Annotated in this window: 18 protein-coding genes; 3 read left to right on the top strand and 15 right to left on the bottom strand. The window is 38.3% G+C overall.

Annotated features, from left to right (window positions below):
• Positions 1 to 35: 35 nt before the first annotated feature.
• Positions 36 to 338: an antibiotic biosynthesis monooxygenase family protein gene (locus ACOZBY_RS09065; RefSeq protein ID WP_281487081.1), complete on the bottom strand. Its 303-nt coding sequence runs from the start codon at positions 336 to 338 to the stop codon at positions 36 to 38.
• A gap of 86 nt (positions 339 to 424) precedes the next feature.
• Here ACOZBY_RS09065 and ACOZBY_RS09060 point away from each other — a divergent pair, with 86 nt between their 5' ends.
• Positions 425 to 1,111 (top strand): ArsR/SmtB family transcription factor, encoded by a 687-nt coding sequence (locus ACOZBY_RS09060; protein ID WP_422762069.1) that lies wholly within the window; start codon positions 425 to 427, stop codon positions 1,109 to 1,111.
• A gap of 26 nt (positions 1,112 to 1,137) precedes the next feature.
• Here the strand turns inward: ACOZBY_RS09060 and ACOZBY_RS09055 are convergent, their stop codons facing one another.
• From ACOZBY_RS09055 to ACOZBY_RS09040, 4 genes are all read right to left on the bottom strand, one after another.
• Positions 1,138 to 2,013, bottom strand: coding sequence for a DMT family transporter (locus ACOZBY_RS09055; RefSeq protein WP_036164006.1), 876 nt, complete (start codon positions 2,011 to 2,013; stop codon positions 1,138 to 1,140).
• A gap of 141 nt (positions 2,014 to 2,154) precedes the next feature.
• Positions 2,155 to 3,135 carry an alpha/beta fold hydrolase gene (locus ACOZBY_RS09050; protein ID WP_281487080.1) on the bottom strand — a complete coding sequence of 327 codons (981 nt, stop codon included), beginning with the start codon at positions 3,133 to 3,135 and terminating at the stop codon, positions 2,155 to 2,157.
• A 176-nt stretch (positions 3,136 to 3,311) separates the two neighbouring features.
• Positions 3,312 to 4,670: a HAMP domain-containing sensor histidine kinase gene (locus tag ACOZBY_RS09045; protein WP_422762067.1), complete on the bottom strand. Its 1,359-nt coding sequence runs from the start codon at positions 4,668 to 4,670 to the stop codon at positions 3,312 to 3,314.
• Entirely contained in the window at positions 4,667 to 5,341 is a 675-nt protein-coding gene (locus ACOZBY_RS09040) for a response regulator transcription factor (protein WP_012294898.1), read from the bottom strand. Before ACOZBY_RS09040 ends, ACOZBY_RS09045 begins: the two co-directional genes overlap by 4 nt.
• A 205-nt stretch (positions 5,342 to 5,546) precedes the next feature.
• Here ACOZBY_RS09040 and ACOZBY_RS09035 point away from each other — a divergent pair, with 205 nt between their 5' ends.
• Complete coding sequence (locus ACOZBY_RS09035) at positions 5,547 to 6,422, top strand: hypothetical protein (RefSeq protein WP_281487079.1); 876 nt, start codon at positions 5,547 to 5,549, stop codon at positions 6,420 to 6,422.
• A 108-nt stretch (positions 6,423 to 6,530) separates the two neighbouring features.
• Here the strand turns inward: ACOZBY_RS09035 and ACOZBY_RS09030 are convergent, their stop codons facing one another.
• From ACOZBY_RS09030 to ACOZBY_RS08985, 10 genes are all read right to left on the bottom strand, one after another.
• A complete protein-coding gene (locus tag ACOZBY_RS09030) occupies positions 6,531 to 7,319 on the bottom strand; it encodes a lipid II flippase Amj family protein (protein ID WP_012294900.1) in 789 nt (262 codons plus the stop codon).
• 327 nt (positions 7,320 to 7,646) lie between these two features.
• Positions 7,647 to 8,915, bottom strand: a complete 1,269-nt coding sequence (locus ACOZBY_RS09025; protein ID WP_036162013.1) for an MFS transporter — start codon at positions 8,913 to 8,915, stop codon at positions 7,647 to 7,649.
• Positions 8,916 to 8,999: 84 nt separating this feature from the next.
• Positions 9,000 to 9,650: an ArsR/SmtB family transcription factor gene (locus ACOZBY_RS09020; protein WP_036164014.1), complete on the bottom strand. Its 651-nt coding sequence runs from the start codon at positions 9,648 to 9,650 to the stop codon at positions 9,000 to 9,002.
• Between the two features lie 154 nt (positions 9,651 to 9,804).
• Positions 9,805 to 10,992 carry an MFS transporter gene (locus ACOZBY_RS09015; protein WP_422762064.1) on the bottom strand — a complete coding sequence of 396 codons (1,188 nt, stop codon included), beginning with the start codon at positions 10,990 to 10,992 and terminating at the stop codon, positions 9,805 to 9,807.
• A gap of 228 nt (positions 10,993 to 11,220) precedes the next feature.
• Complete coding sequence (locus ACOZBY_RS09010) at positions 11,221 to 12,090, bottom strand: metal ABC transporter permease (protein WP_031416198.1); 870 nt, start codon at positions 12,088 to 12,090, stop codon at positions 11,221 to 11,223.
• Positions 12,087 to 12,959 carry a metal ABC transporter permease gene (locus ACOZBY_RS09005; protein WP_031416199.1) on the bottom strand — a complete coding sequence of 291 codons (873 nt, stop codon included), beginning with the start codon at positions 12,957 to 12,959 and terminating at the stop codon, positions 12,087 to 12,089. Before ACOZBY_RS09005 ends, ACOZBY_RS09010 begins: the two co-directional genes overlap by 4 nt.
• Before the next feature lie 12 nt (positions 12,960 to 12,971).
• On the bottom strand, positions 12,972 to 13,700 hold the full coding sequence (locus ACOZBY_RS09000) for a metal ABC transporter ATP-binding protein (protein WP_031416200.1): 729 nt from the start codon (positions 13,698 to 13,700) through the stop codon (positions 12,972 to 12,974).
• 9 nt (positions 13,701 to 13,709) lie between these two features.
• A complete protein-coding gene (locus ACOZBY_RS08995; RefSeq protein ID WP_012294907.1) occupies positions 13,710 to 14,624 on the bottom strand; it encodes a metal ABC transporter solute-binding protein, Zn/Mn family in 915 nt (304 codons plus the stop codon).
• Positions 14,625 to 14,790: 166 nt separating this feature from the next.
• On the bottom strand, positions 14,791 to 14,946 hold the full coding sequence (locus ACOZBY_RS08990; protein ID WP_172799064.1) for a hypothetical protein: 156 nt from the start codon (positions 14,944 to 14,946) through the stop codon (positions 14,791 to 14,793).
• Between the two features lie 186 nt (positions 14,947 to 15,132).
• On the bottom strand, positions 15,133 to 15,774 hold the full coding sequence (locus ACOZBY_RS08985; protein ID WP_012294908.1) for a TetR/AcrR family transcriptional regulator: 642 nt from the start codon (positions 15,772 to 15,774) through the stop codon (positions 15,133 to 15,135).
• 135 nt (positions 15,775 to 15,909) lie between these two features.
• On the opposite strand from ACOZBY_RS08985, the gene ACOZBY_RS08980 reads away from it, so the two are divergent.
• Positions 15,910 to 16,647, top strand: coding sequence for an SDR family NAD(P)-dependent oxidoreductase (locus tag ACOZBY_RS08980; protein ID WP_012294909.1), 738 nt, complete (start codon positions 15,910 to 15,912; stop codon positions 16,645 to 16,647).
• Positions 16,648 to 16,737: the final 90 nt, after the last annotated feature.

Raw genomic sequence — 16,737 nt, 5'->3', positions numbered from 1 at the left:
CAAAATCTGCCTCCTTCGTTTGCCTAATTTTAATATTAAAAAGAATACTCTTTCATGACTTGGCAAATTTCAACTTGATAATGCGTGTACCATTTCTCTTTTCCTAATTGCTGGGCCGCTAAATGCTTGGCATTAGCTTTCCATGCTTGAATAGCCTCTAGTGATTCCCAATAGGATACGGTCATGCCCTTCCCTTCCTCATCCCTTACACTTTCAACACGTATGAAGCCAGGCTGTTGCTTGGCTAAGGCATCTATTATTTCGGCCATCTTGCCATAGCCCTCCCCATCATGTTTGGTTCTTTGTGAAGTAAAGATCACTGCATAATATGTTTCCATTTATTTCTCCCCCTCTATAACTTTTATTGTAAACGATAATGACTTTGACTAAAATCAAAATATAGCAAACGAAAGGATTGTGACATATGGGAATTAATCCAAATATGGCTGAAGTCGCAGCACTCCTCGGCGAAACTTCAAGAGCTACTATACTCGCTAGTATGATGGACGGTCGCCTCCATACGGCTAGTGACCTAGCCTATATGGCCGCTATTAAACCTCAAACAGCTAGCTTCCATCTAGCTAAATTAGTAGAAGGAAAACTAATAAAGGTGGAAAAACAGGGTAGACACCGCTATTTTCAATTAGCAGACGAGGAAATTGCTCAATTTCTTGAATCCTTCCTAGCCATTTCACCTCCTCCTGAAATACGATCTTTAAAACAATCTAGCCAAATAAAATTGTTGCAGGAGGCTCGAACTTGCTATGACCATCTGGCTGGTAAATTAGGTGTTCATTTGACAGAATCGATGATGCGAGCGGGCTATTTAAAATTAGAAGAAAAGCAGTTTGTTTTAACAGATGAAGGCACATTATTTTTCACATCATTTGGTATCGATTTACCTGCATTAAAAAAGAAAAGAAGATCCTTCTCACACGCCTGTTTAGATTGGAGCGAACGGCGTTATCATTTGGCTGGTGCTCTTGGTAGTGAGCTATTCAATCATTTATTCCAGCTTGGCTGGCTTACTCGTGTCCCTGCTATTCGCGCCATTCAGGTGACGGAGAAAGGTAAAATTGGATTGAAAGACGTATTTCAAATAGAGATGTAAACTAATATTGGACTTGAGGCAAAACATTATGACCTCAAGTCTTTTGTTCGACTAAACGTACGATTGACTAGGTAAATTCCGACTAGTATGAATAATCCCCCTCCCATGAAAGATGGTTGTAATGGTTCATCTAATAACAGCCAGCCCGTTAACACGCCAAAAAAAGGAGCTAAAAACAAATAGGCGCTTGTTTTCCCAGGGTCACTATTTTGCAGTAAATAATACCAGCCTGCAAATTGGATAATGGAGGAAAAGAGGCTAAGCCATAATAAAATCAGCAATGAATGCTGATTGACCATAAAAAACGGTTGCTCTAATAATGTACTCGCTAGGAAAAGAAGCAAGCCCCCAAACAGCATTTGATAGGCTGATAAAACCCAAGTATCAAATAACGCCCCCCATTCTTTCGCTAATAATGTGGCAATCGCCCAAAAAACAGCCGATAAAAATCCAAATAGAAGTCCTATTTTCCATTCAACCTGAGCACCCATCGTAATCATCACACCGATTAAACCAAGAAAAACACCTACCCATTGATGAACATGGTAACGTGCTTTAGTAAAAAGGGTGGCAAATAGGACAACAAGTAGTGGGTTTGTAAATGTTAAAATAGAGGATTCACTTGCTGTAATGGTACGGAGGCTTAGAAATATACACCCCATCACTCCCGCCGTTTGAAATCCGCCAAGGATTAATAGCTTCCCCCACTCTTTCCTTGTTGTTGGATGCGGTCTTTTCAAGAGGATAACGATAATAGCCATGATGATTCCTGCCAATATAAATCTCAGGGCAGCAAGCAATAAAGGGGATGAATAAGGTAAACCTAATTTTACGACTGCGAAAGATGAACCCATTAAAAAGGTTGTTACTACTAATAAAGCTATAAATTGATAGTTTTTCATACAACATACTCCTTAGCTGATTTTTGATCATTCTATTTGAATTATAAACAGGCAATGATTCAATATTCATCGAAGTATGGATTACATCTAGTTTTGAAACATAAAAAAACTTACCTCCATCATGATAGAGGTAAGACGCTTTCACGATTCATGATTCATAAATTTTTTCAGATTTTCAGCAATTTCTCGTGATTTTGTATGGTGTAAGTAATGATCTCCATCCATTATAATGACTTTGCCATGCACTGAATTTTCAACCTGCTCCTCATGGAGTGGTATCCAGTTTTTCTCAATTCCATCACTGTTGTTCGCCTGAACAAATAACAAAAGAGGTAAATCTTTAGGGAATGTAAGGTTTTCTGCTTCTTTAAACTTTTGATATATCCCCTTCAGTTCATTGGAAGTACTCGTATTATAAAAGTTTTTAAGGGTAATCATCCTAATTTGCTCTTTTGTTTCATCGTCATAAGGTAACCCAGCATATGGATCAGTACCCGATAGTTTTAGAGCTACTCTAGCAATGCCTGATTTTTTCAAAAGCTGTAGCGACTTAATGGGGAATTCTGTATCCATACCACCCTGAGTTGGAACACTGCTATCAATTCCGATAAATGCAGTTACCTCATCCGGATATTTATTGACATAATTGAGTCCATAGATCCCTGCTATCGAATGTCCCATTAACATATACTGGTCAATTTTTAATGTCTGTAGCGCTTCATGAATCTCACTTACTATATTCTCTGTGCTGCGCTCTTTCTTAGTATCATCGCTTAGCCCATAGCCAAAAGGCTCTACAGAAACTACCTTATAGTTTGGAGCTAGTTCTTCAATCAGTGGCTGAAAATCAAGCGTTGGAGCTGCTGTTCCGAAGCCTGGGAGTAAGACAATGGTTTCTGTCCCCTTACCTTGAATAGTAATATTCATATTTTCTCCATTAACAGCAACGAGCTGACCATAGGGTTCTATTTTACCTTGTTCTATTTTGTTGAAAATAATGTTAACTGTAAAAACAATAGCGAGTAGTAGCACTCCTATTGCACCTATAATCGCTATCGATTTCATTAATATTCTAGTAAATTTTTTCATGTTTGACGCACGAGGGGGTTCACCTTTACTCATGCCTGCCTCCTTTACACTGTTGTTAACAGCTACCTTATGAGCCGTTAACAACAGTGTAAAGGACGAAGATGTCTTCCCAATGACGGTAATATGAACGCAATATGAACAATAAAAAAATGGTACGATATCCTACATGAAGAATCACATAGGAATCGTACAATCGTACCTTTTATTTTTTAATTAGCTGTGGTTGGCAATGTAACAATAAATGTCGTTCCTTGTTCAAGTTCACTCTCCACCCGAACGTCCCCTTTATGCAAGGAAACGATTTGTTTCACAATAGCAAGTCCCATCCCACTTCCCTCATATTTTCGACTGTGGGAACGGTCCGCCTTAAAAAATCGCTCGAATACTCGCTTCTTATCTTCTTGAGAAATGCCAATGCCCGTATCTGTTATGCGAACTAACACATGATGAGCCTCTTGTGACATGCTAATCTTTATTGTGTCGCCATCCTTTGAAAATTTAATACTATTCGTAAGAAGATTTGTCCATACCTGATTTAATTGGTCGTAATCTGCCATGACATAAACCGATTGCAACTGGAGGTTAAAATGGATGTTTTTAGCCATCCATTGTGGCTGGATTGCGACGATTACACGTCGAATTTGTTCATCTAGGCTTAACGATACAAGCTGCATCGGTGGTGCCTTTGATTCAAGCAAACTTAGTTTTAGTAGGCTATCACTCATTTTAGACATTCGTTGAGCTTCAGCCATAATAATATCAAGATAACGGTTTTTTTCCTCAATCGTTAAGTCTACTTGCTTTAGTGCCAAAGCATAGCCAGATATCGAAGTAAGTGGTGACTGAACCTCATGGGACACATTCGAGACGAATTCTTTCCTCATTTGCTCTAATTGCTGCAAATCGGAAGCCATTTCTTCAAAGCTTCTGGCTAAAACACCTAATTCTCCTGATTGTTTAATGTTGAGCTCGACATTAAAATCTCCACCTGCTATATGTCTCGTCGCTTTTGTTAATTTTTTAATCGGTCTGACTAAAAACATAGCCGCTATTAGAAATACTACACTGCCTATAACTAGCGCATATGTGGAAAAATTTAAAATTAACGTGAGCGCAAATGAGACCGAGGAGACAGCTTTTGGTTCGATAAACATCGCTTTGGTTCCTTTGTCAGTTGTTAAAGGCATACCGACAAGTCCTGAAGAAACGTTCGGATTCACTTGCACAACTTTACCATCCAACACGTCTCGAACCTGCTTCTTAGTCACTTTATTCAATGTATCACTTTGAGCGTCTCCATAAGCCTTCATCCCCCCTGCTTCATCATAAACATAGACATCATACGATTTCAGTTGATTCATTTGGCTAAGTAAATGGTCTGCCTCCTGAAAAGGCATTGTGTCAAAAATTAAGACAATGTCCTGTCCAAAATTCAGCAAGGGGATTTGTAAGTATTCATTCAATTTATCTTTAAATAACCATGTGGCTACGAAGAAGGAAACGACTGTACCACCAATGACCGCAACTAGAAATGTTAACACGACGCGTGTATATAAAGATTTGATCATTCATCAACCTCTAGCCTGTAACCAAGACCTCGTATCGTCTCAATATGAAAATCAGCTATCAAAGCGAAGCGCTCACGCAAGCGCTTTATATGTACATCAATTGTTCGATTATCACCAGCATAATCAATTCCCCAAATTTGATCGATCAGCTGTTCACGTGTATATACCTGTCCAGGTGTTTCGGCTAACTTATATAATAATTCAAACTCTTTAAGTGGCAGCGTAATAGCATCCGTTCCGGTCATAATTTTAAAGGTCTGACGGTCAAGAGTAATAGCTCCGAGCTGAATGGTCTGCGAATAACCAATTCTGTAGCGCTTTAATAAAGCCTTTACACGTACCGTCAGCTCTAAAGGATCGAATGGCTTGGTCAAATAATCATCTGTCCCGAGCTCAAAGCCTTTGACTTTTTCCCACGTCTCACCTCTTGCTGTCAGCATGAGTAATGGGATTTCAGCATTGGCTCTCCGTAGCTCCTTACATAGAGTCCAACCATCCATCGTTGGCATCATAATATCAAGCACTACGAGATCAACAGGTGTTGAGTGATAGATGGATAATGCTTCCTTACCATCTTCGGCTTCCACTGTTGCGAATCCTTCCTTGCGCAGAAACAGGCATACAAGCTCGCGAATATTCGGATCGTCATCAGCAACAAGTATAGTTGTCATACATCCGTTCCCTCATTTCCAATATAAAAGTCAACCCTATTATACTATAAATGAACTTCACTTCTCACCTTCATGCCTCTCCTTTCAAGGGAACTCTTCCTTAAGACCCGCAGCTTTTCTTCATTTCTTCTCTTTTTACATAAAATGAAACTTTTGGGTTTTGAATCCGTACTATTTAGAAAATATTGATTTTTCTGGAGGTCATATGTTTAAAATTAGAGGCTTTACCCTTATCTTTATATGCTTTTTAACAGCCTGCTCTCAGAATACCGCAATTCCTAAAGAGCAAATACAAGAAGAAAAAAATAAAGAGAATATCGTGGTAACAGCAGATGGTAAACTTACCTTTGAGCTTATTAATAACATGGAGGCTCCCCAAGAAACTGTAGATACGATAAAAGATGAACTATGTAAGGCTTATGAGAATATTTTGCAATCCATCCATACATCCTATGTTCCATCTGAGCATATAACCGTATTTCTAAATGATGGTACTCCCTCATGGGGATTAGCATCAAAAATCGTGTTAGATCTCAGCTTAGAAAATCCCCCACTTGTCCATGAATTGACACATTCCTTACTTGGTTACGGGGGCAATTTTGATACCGATAACGGCTACTTTACGCAGGAAGGTTATGCGATTTATATGGACGATCAATTCGGTAAAAATGAATTAAATCTTGAAAAGTATATGAAGCATTTTCTGGATTCAGACAAATTAATTCCCATTAGCAAATTAATAGACCCAAATCAAGATGATCATTATTTTCGCGCAGAGCTTCCAAACAAAGAAGAACAGAGTGTCCTTTGGGGGATGAGCTATATACATGCTGCTTCATTTGTTAAATATTTAGTTGAAACGTACGGGATAGAAAAGTTTGAACAAATCTATGATAAGAAAGACCTGGCAAAAAAAATAGAAGTAGTATACGGAAAAAGCGTTAGTGAAATTGAAATGGATTGGTTAGCCTTTATTAACAATCAACCACGGTTTACCTATGAAGAAAAATTAAAATTGCCTGATTTCTATGATACTAATACAATTATTCTCCAGCTTGATCCTACATTTTTTGAAAGGTAGTAAAGAGACCCACGTCAGCACAAAAAATCTAAGTTCGGACCATACCGGACTTAGATTTTTCCTTTTTCCCTATAAGTAAAAGTATGCTCGTAAATCTAGCAACCTCAATTAGGCAATCAGCTTTGCAAACCATGCCACATAATGAGCTCCTGGGATGAATAATAACTGTGCCACAATCGTTCCTAAAAATCTTGAAAACATCATCATGACCGAGGCTCTTTTTAAATCTATATAGCTCCCCCTTTTATTAATTACATCATCGGCGAGAATGGAGATTTTTGGATCAATGAATAGAATTAATAGAATGGTCGCTATGCCATTAATTAAACCAGATGCCATAACGGCAGTTGTTTTTAATTCTGGGACTAATAAAGTTGCATACAAAGCTGATAAAACGCCAATCGTATAGATTGCCGTAATGACTATATTGGTAATAAATAATTGCAGAGGGATATCTCCCAATCCTATATCTTTTAAATAGGTAAAGCGTGGCTTATGAATATGCTTCAAGCTACGTCTCACATATTCAAATGTAAAACCCTTTTTCAGTAATGCTGGGATGGAACCCCTTTCCTCAGCCAGATGGACGATAGCTCTTGAAAAAATGGCCACGAAAGTTGGGATGAGTAAGATGCCTACTAGTGTTCCAACTGATGCCGCTCCAATAATTATACGAAACTGCTGTTCTACATGTGTCAAGGCATCGCCCACAGGTGCAGTATCGACCAAACTACCAGTAAATGGTTGTTGCATCATATTAGCGAGCCGTGAAACCATGACCATTACATTAAAAAGTGCTAAAGCAGATGCTAGTAATCTGACACGCGCTCCTGATAAACGTACGGCATAGGCAAGCGTTTCAATGGCATGAATGATTAAAATAAACAAGGCAATCATTATCAATTTATTTGTTATTAAATCCACACTGTGTACCTACTCTTTGCTTTCTAACGATTTTACATACTGACGCAAAACAATCAAAATAGTTCCGATTGAAAAATCTTATGTACCTTAAATATAAAAAGCATAGGTAAGGTTTTTTATCCATTAAAAACTAACAACGCCCTTTCCCTTAATCCCTCTCTATCATGAACCATAAACATAGTACGCCAAAAAACATCCCTTTGAAGCAGAATGACCATTGCGAAGATTTTTCGCAATGGTCATTCTTCCACTAACAGATTGGAATTCTAGCGTAGTTTCCATTTTCCTTCTCTCATTATATTAAACTGCTCTTCTAGACCAAATGACTACTGGAATGAGCAGCAACGACATTAGGCCGCCTGCTAAGGACAATGCCGCATAACTAGCATTCGCAACGACCATCCCAGATAGCGCTCCCCCAGATGCCCCTGCCAATGCCACAAAAACATCCATTTTCCCCTGAGTTTTTGCGCGGGTAGACGGCTCCGTTGCATCAACGATTTGTGCAGTACCACTAATTAAACCGAAATTCCAGCCTAACCCAAGTAAAGAAAGTGCCACTATAAGTAAAACCATCGAATCGCTTGGAGCAAATGCCGCTAATAAACCCGCTAGAAGCAAGGTAACACCGGCAGCAATACTCATGACTGTTCGTCCGACTTTATCAACAAGAATACCTGTGACAAGCGATGGCAGATACATAGCACCTACATGAAATCCAATCACAATACCTACTTCCGATAAACCATGTCCATGGTGTCTCATATGTATGGGTGTCATCGTCATAATCGCTACCATGACAATTTGTGTTAAAACCATCACGGTTGCCCCTACCGCCAAACCACGTTTATTAGCTGTTGGATGTGTGGACGGTATTTCATTTTCTATAGCATATTTTTGCTTAAGCGCCTCAATTCCTTTAGCGATTTCTAAGGGATCCGGACGCAGCATCACAAATAGGACAAATCCTGCTACTATAAAAGCGGCAGCAGATAGCAGAAAAGGACCAGCAAGCGCAGGAATACCAATCGATAATGCCACTTTCCCCATCAATTCTACTAAATTCGGACCTAAAACAGCACCAAATGTTGTCATAAGCATAGTCGTACTTATAGCTGTTGCACGTTGTTTGTCATTCGCTAAGTCTGTACCCGCGTACCGTGCCTGTAAGTTGGTTGCAGTTCCTGCTCCATAGATTAATAGAGATATAAACAGCATAATAACACTATTAAATATCGCAGCCATGACGACTCCAATGGCTCCTAGCCCCCCAACAATAAAACCAGTGGATAACCCTGTTCTACGGCCATGACGTTGTGATAATTTACCAACAATAAAAGCTGCACCAGCTGACCCTAATGTAAATAATGCCGATGGTACACCTGCATATGCATCGGTTCCAAGCATTTGTTGGGCTAATAAAGCACCTACTGTAATACCAGCCGCTAGCCCTGCTCCCCCAAATATTTGAGATAGGCTCACTACTATTAATACACGCCTATATAAGCTTTTTAATTTTTCTGGTGACTCCATATATGATTCTATCGAAAATTCCGCTTTTCCAGACATTCTCTTTACCCCTCTTTCTAGTTGCATAAGATAATACATGTAGCCATTTTATGTATCCTATAAATCGTTCCAACTGGCTCTACGTTATTCTCTAGCCAGCCTCTGCCATTCTAATACACCCTCTTCTAACCGGAAAGCATTGATCCCTTTTGCTTTCAACATTTTTACAGCTTCGGCTGACATTAAGCAATAAGGTCCTCTACAGTAAGCTACAATGTCAATATGTGTTGGCAGGGTAGATAGTTGATTCTCTAATTCTTCAATAGGCATAGAAACGGCTCCTGGAATATGTGCTTGTTCAAATTCTTCTTTTGGTCGAACATCGAGTAATAGCACTTCTCCTTTATCCATGCGTAATACGAGATCCGAAGGCGTTACTCCCTCTATGCCAAGATGCTCATTAAAAAATTCTTCTTTTATTTGTTGAACCTGAATCAATTGTTTTTCAGATAGCGCATGTAATGTCGTTAAAAATTTAGCAATCATTTCATCTGCTAATTCGTAGATAACAAAATTACCTTCCTTTGAAAATTTGACTAATCTGGCATTAAAAAGTGTCTTTAAATGCTGAGACACATTAGCTACGGACATATCTGTACTTTTGGCTAATGCATCAACAGACTTTGGACCTTGAGAGAGAATATCAAGTATTTCTAATCGTTTAGGGCTTGATAAACTTTTTCCAATTCTAGCGAATTCTTGATATAACAAATCCTTTAAATGTCGTTCATGCAATGTTGAGTACCACCTTTCAACTATTCAATTAATTTATTGAATAGTTGAATATTAATTCTTTATTTTACCATTGTCAATTACTTAATTTTACGAAAAAAACCATTTTTTAAGCACAAAAAAGAACATGTTTTAAAAACATGTTCTAGCAATAGGACTAAAGGGCGTGCATGACGACTTTCTTTTTCTTAGAATAAAATAAAAATGTCGTCGTTAAGCTCAAACTAATAATGCCAAATACAAGCCCCATCCCACTTAAGCCAATTACATCTAGCATCATACCTGTAGACAATAGCACGACTTGAAAGACGACCGAATCAATCATATTTCGGAAAGAGAAAAAACGTCCATGAAATTGTTTTGGAACCTGTTTCTGAAAAATAACCATAGTCGTTGGGAAGAAACAGCCTACTGTAAAGCCAAATACTCCAAAGGCTACTAAAGCAAAAAGTTTGATATCTGCTAGTAATAGCAAGAGCTCCATGGACCCAATAATAAATGCCAATGTGAAGAGGAGTGTGCCCATTTGTACTCGATCAGCTATTATTTTTAAGCCTGCCGCACCAAGCATAAAGCCGATACCTTCCACTGTATACAACAAACCTGAAATCGTTGTCGATTGATGCATTTCAGAAATTTTCATAATAACTAAATTAAAAGAGCCTAAAAATAACGTTGGAATTAACATAAGCACCAATGTCATTAGAACCATTGGATGCTCTTTCACCATCGGTAATACCTCTTTAAAGTTTCCTTTTTCTTTGTTTGTTACTGTTGCATTTGTCACTTCATCTAATTGCAATAAACTAGTAATAACAAACATGACGATATATACGATAAATGAAATGATATATAACCATTTTAATTCAAAAAAGCTTAGCATGAATCCTGCTGCGGCTGTACCGATGATTCTAGAAATAGTTCTAGCGTTCATTTGCCAGGCATTCAATGTAATTAAGTCTTGCTCCTTTGCAATCATTGGAATAATGGATTGCAGTGCAGGCATATAAAAGGCAGCTGCTATTTGCAATGTAATTAAAAATAAAATCATCCATACAACCGAATTTGTATAAAGTGCGATAAACATAAATAATACACTCACTATTCGCCCAATACTCGCCATTTGTACAACCGTTTTTTTCTTCGATTGATCGATAATACGACCAGCCATAGGCCCTACGACCAAGCCCGCTAAAATACCACAAGAAATAATTAATGATTTGTGAAAGTCTGAAGGTACTACCTCTTGCATAAAGGCGAGATTTCCAATAATACCAGCCCACAAGCCTAGACCTACGATGAATTCACCTAATAAAATAATCCATACATTTCGATTTCGCCACATGCTGTTCTCCTCGTTGTTCCTACAATGTCATAAAACCTATCGTAACAAAATTTAAAATATTCGTACACAGTGATATAAAAAAATATTACTAGGTTCTATGCCATTCCACCCTTTTCTATCTTTTTTTAAGAAGTATACTATTTTTCCTATAAAGAAAAATCATCCAAAAGTTTGAATTATATAAGCAAAAAAACACCGTTTGATGAATTAATCAAACGATGTTTTTTATTATGATAGCTCCAGCTTATGCACAAGCGCTTTTCTTCTGCGCTCGATTATTTTTTGACTAATTAATGTAATGATAAACAACAAGCCTACAGTTGTGGCCATCATCCCTGCTATAGAGGTATCCCATAGCTTCGCTAAATAATAGCCGATCACGGAAGCTGCAGCCCCAAAGAGCATGCTGTAGATAAACATTTGCTTAATCGTTTGACTAATTAAATAAGAAGTTGCTGCTGGACCAATTAGCATGGCCACGACTAAAATAGCTCCTACGCTATCAAAGGCTGCAACAGTTGTAAATGAAATCGAGGTCATAAATCCATAGTGGAGAAAGACAACAGGTATACCAATTGTTGCGGCATAGACAGGGTCAAAGGTTGCAAGCTTCATTTCCTTAAAGAATAGTAGCAAAAATCCAATATTGATGATTAAGACAAGTAAAAGCATCCATACTGCCTTAGGCATTGCTAGACCTAAAATCGTCCATCGATCCCATGGAACGAAAGCAATCTCTCCCATTAAGACATGCTCTACATCCAAATGAACATTACTTGCAAATAATGTAATTAGCAGGACTCCCGCCGCGAATAACGATGTAAATACCACCCCTATCGCTGCATCCTCTTGAATACCAGAAGAATGTAATAATTGCACAAGATAAGCAGTTAAAATACCCGCAACTGCTGCACCTATCAACATCCAAAAGCCATTTAATGATTGGGTAATGATATAGGCCATCACAATCCCAAAGAGTACAGTATGACTAATGGCATCAGCTATCATGGACATTTTACGCAAAATAAGAAAAACGCCTGCAATCCCACATGTTATACCCACTAATAAGCCAGTTACTACCACCCAGAATTCTATCATCCTACATCACCCTGCTTTCGAAATTGCATTTTTCTACGATATTTATTAATTTGACCAGCAGGACTTATAAAATAGGAGATCAAGAATATACCTGCCGCCACTAGAACGATAATAGGACCGGTTGATAATCCTGTTCGAATCGCGCTAATAAAAGTACCTGTAACACCTGAGATACCTCCAATCGCTGCACTCAAGAGGAGCATCGTACTCAATTTTTTAGTCCATAATTTGGCGCATGCAGCAGGAATAATTAATAAAGCTGACATTAAAATTACGCCTACAGCCTGGATCCCTGTAACAATTGTCATGACAATTAACACTGTTAGCGTGGCCTTTAAAGCTTCAATCGGTAAGCCAATTCCTTTTGCATAAACAGGATCAAAGATGAGTAATTTCCATTCCTTATAAAAGAAAAGACTAACTAAAATAATTATGGCTGCACTGATGAACAGCCACATTAAATCAGCTTTTGTCATCGTTGCGGCTTTGCCAAATATAAAATTATTAAGGCCACTCTGGTTTCCAATTGGACTTCTGTTGACAACTGTTAAAAACACTACTCCGACACCAAAAAATACGGTCAGTACTAATCCAATAGCTGCATCCGCCTTCAATTTTGAAAAAGATACAATCCATTGTATACAATACACAGATAAAGCAGATGTAATACCCGCTCCCAGCATTAAAATCGGTAATTCCTTTTGCCCTGTGAGCAGGAACGCAAGTGCGATACCTGGTAATGCTGCATGTGCCGCAGCATCGCCCACTAAGCTTTGTTTTTGCAAGAAGGAGAAAGTTCCAGTTATGCCTGCAGCTATACCCAGTAACATAGTGCCACTAAGTACCCACAATAAGTTACCACTTAACATCTTGAACCCTCCTTATGCATGCTGCATCATGAAAAGTTTACCACCATATGTTTTTTGTAATTGTTCTGGTGTAAAAACATCTTCTGTTGCACCTGATGCTAATATCGTTTTGTTTAGTAGAATCGTATAATCAAAATATTCCTTGACCGTTTGAAGATCGTGATGCACAACAAAAATACTTTTGCCCTGAGCCTTTAATGCTTTTAAAATATCAATAATCGTTTTTTCTGTTGCAGCATCTACCCCAGCAAATGGCTCATCTAAGAAATAAATATCTGCATTTTGTGCTAGAGCTCTTGCTAGGAATACACGCTGCTGCTGTCCGCCCGAAAGTTGTCCTATAGAACGGTCTGCAAAGTCCAGCATCCCTACACTTGCTAATGCTTGCCGAGCGACCAGTTTATCTTGCTTCGTCGGTCTTTTAAATAAACCTGTATGGCCATATCTCCCCATCAACACGACATCGAGGGCATTCGTTGGAAAATCCCAATCAACGGCATTTCGCTGAGGTACATATCCAACTACTAAACTTTTTGGCTCAAAGATTTTACCAAGAATCTCAACTTTCCCCACTTTATTAGGAAGTTGATTTAATATAGCCTTTAAAAACGTTGATTTTCCGGCACCATTTGGCCCGATTATCGCAGCTAGATGACCTTTAGGAACCGTCACACAGGCATTTTCCAATACTGTTTTCTTATCATAAGCTACTGAAAGATTTTCCACTGTTAATGCATCCATTTTATCCACCTACTTTAATGCATCGACAATTGTGTCGATGTTATATTTATACATCCCTATATACGTACCTTCTGTAGTGCCTTCCGCACCCATCGCATCCGAAAATAGTTCTCCACCGATCACGATGTCATGTCCCTTTTCTTTAGCCCCTTCAATCACGGCCTTCATCGCTTTATCAGACACACTAGATTCGATAAAAAGGGCCTTGATTTTATGAGCGACTAAAAAATCAACCATTTCCTGTACGTCTTTGACTCCGTACTCTGAATCCGTACTTAGTCCTTGTAAGCCACGCACTTGGAAACCTCGGCTTCGACCAAAATAATTAAAAGCATCATGGGCAGTAACTAGAATCCTTTGCGGCTCTGGAATTTCTTTGACACGCTGTTGCGCATAGCTTTGTAAATCGTCTAGCTTGTTTAAGTAAGACTCTTCATTTTCTTGAAAATCTTCTTTGAATTCTGGGTATTCTTCTTGAAGTTGCAAACTGATTGCTTGGACAACGCCCTTCCATAGCTCGATATCAAACCAAATATGAGGATCATGTAGCATGGCATCGCTATCACTTGCAAGTAACTGCTTAGTATCTAACGTTTCCCCAACAGCTAACACGGTTTTATCCTTTGCCATTTGTTCAAAAATATCGAGCATCTGTCCTTCTAAATGTAAACCATTGTAAAAAATAACTTCAGCCTTATCCAATTTCGATAAATCACTTTGCGTAGCCTTGTATAAATGGGGGTCTACCCCAGGTCCCATTAATGCTGATACTTGTAAATGATCGCCACTAATTTCTTTTATGGCATCTGCAATTTGTCCTGTCGTTGCGACAACAATTCCTTTTTTTTCTCCATCTGCTTCAGTTGAACAACCGAATAACAGAAGTGAGAGTGATAGTACGAATACACCTAACCATTGTTTCATTGACTTACCTCTACTTTCATTTTATTAGCCATTGCTTGAAAAAAAGCAGTCATGATACACCGATAAAGGGGGTGGCGGACATGCCTTATTAAATCTTTTGACTACGCCCGCCTTGTCAGACTTGCATCCTTAAATGCATTGCTCTTTCTCATACAGCCTACTTTATTTATATAATTTTCCGAATAAACTGGCGCCAGCTCATCCAGAAAAGGATTAATATTATGCCCGCTCCTACAGACTCTGTAAGTTTCCAAAGAATCGTAAGAAGTAATAAAACAACCATTGGAAGAATCGTCAGCTTGAAATCACCTAACTCTTTCATTCACGCACTCTTCTTTCTTTAGAGATATTTTGTTTCCCTTAGGAAAAATATATGCTTAAAACAAAAATAATTCAACTACTTTATGAAAATTTCTTTTAAAAAATTTTTTTCTAGAGGAAAATTTACTTTCGCCCAAACAAAAAATCTCTAATGCTATGATTAGAGATTTTTTATAAAATAGTGATATTACATGCGTTTATCATTGATTCCAAGTGGTTTTCCTATAAATTCAAATGCATAAATATGCGTTTTAGTTAATTCAATAATGTCTTTTATTAAAGCTTCTTCTGATTTTTCATAGTTGCTTGCAATCCATTGCATCATTAATCCGTAAAAACCATAAGAGGTATAATGTTTGAACATATCCATATTCACTGGTTGATGGTTGATGGTCTCAAAGTTAAATTGTTCTTGATAAATTTTTGTTATCGTAAGAGGCATCCGGGTATGCAATCCAGGAATCGTATCTTCAAAGTTTAATAGCTCAAAAAATGTACGATTCTTATAAATGTAATGAATAATATTAAAAGAAGGAGCTTTTAGCTTCGTTGTATACACTCTTTCTCCAAACAGGTATGGTTCCCCTACCGCTACTTCTAGGCCATTTAACATCTGCTCTAGCAAATTTTCTGCTAGCTCAAATTTATCCTGAAAATGCACATAAAAGGTACTACGATTATAGCCTGCTTGTTCTACAATATCTTTTACTGTAATTGCCTGAAATCCTTGTTTTTTAATTAAATCAACTAAAGCGCTATAAAAATGACGACGGGTTCTTTCCTGTCTTTGTGTCCATTTTGTCACTATTCCTTCCTCCCTTTTAGACATTTTACATAGATATGTCTACTAGTTAGACACTTGCCATGACATTAATGATTGTTTCCGTTTTATAGAGTTTTACAATAAAAGTACACCGTAATCGACGCAGTGTGCAAGAAAATTACTTTTAAGGGAGTGTCATGTATGGGGAAATTACAAGATAAAGTAGCAATTATTACTGGTGGTGCTTCTGGAATTGGAGCAGCAACTGCTGAATTATTTGTAGCAGAAGGTGCTAAAGTGGTACTTGTGGACCTTAATGAAGAAAAAGGTCAAGCATTTGCAGCTCAACTGCAGGCAAAAGGAGCAGAGGCTATCTTTATGAAAGCAAATGTAACAGATGAAAATGAAGTAGCCGCCATTTATCAAACAACACTAGGGACATTTGGCAAAGTCGATGTTCTTTTTAATAATGCAGGAATTGGGCGAGTAACGCCAACTGAGGATTTGCCTTATGCAGAGTGGCGTCAAACAGTGAATGTGGATTTAGATGGCGTATTTTTAATGGCACAGGCTGCCATTAAGGAGATGCTAAAAGCGAATGGCGGGACAATTGTCAATACTGCCTCCATGTATGGATGGGTTGGTTCACCAGGGTCTGCAGCCTACAATGCAGCTAAAGGTGGCGTCATCAACTTAACACGTTCACTAGCATTAGAGTTTGCTACACGCGGTATCCGCGTTAATGCACTTTGCCCTGGTTTTATTGATACACCGATTATTCCTGAGGAGAGCAAAGAGCCATTACGTCATGTAACACCTATGCAACGTTTAGGTCAACCAGAGGAAATGGCAAAAGCCGTTTTATTCATGGCGTGCGATGATTCAACATTTATGACAGGCAACACATTAACGGTGGATGGTGGCTATACTGCCCAATAAATAACACAAAATAATCGCTTCCTCTGTAGAAGGAAGCGATTATTTTTTATTGAGAAAAATTTGCAGTTTTTATCCATTTCCTGCAAACTA

Source organism: Lysinibacillus sp. NPDC056220 (assembly GCF_049315265.1).
Taxonomy (GTDB): Bacteria; Bacillota; Bacilli; order Bacillales_A; family Planococcaceae; genus Lysinibacillus; species Lysinibacillus pinottii.
The sequence above is the reverse complement of the archived record's forward strand: the minus strand, read 5'-3'. Positions and strand labels throughout refer to the sequence as shown.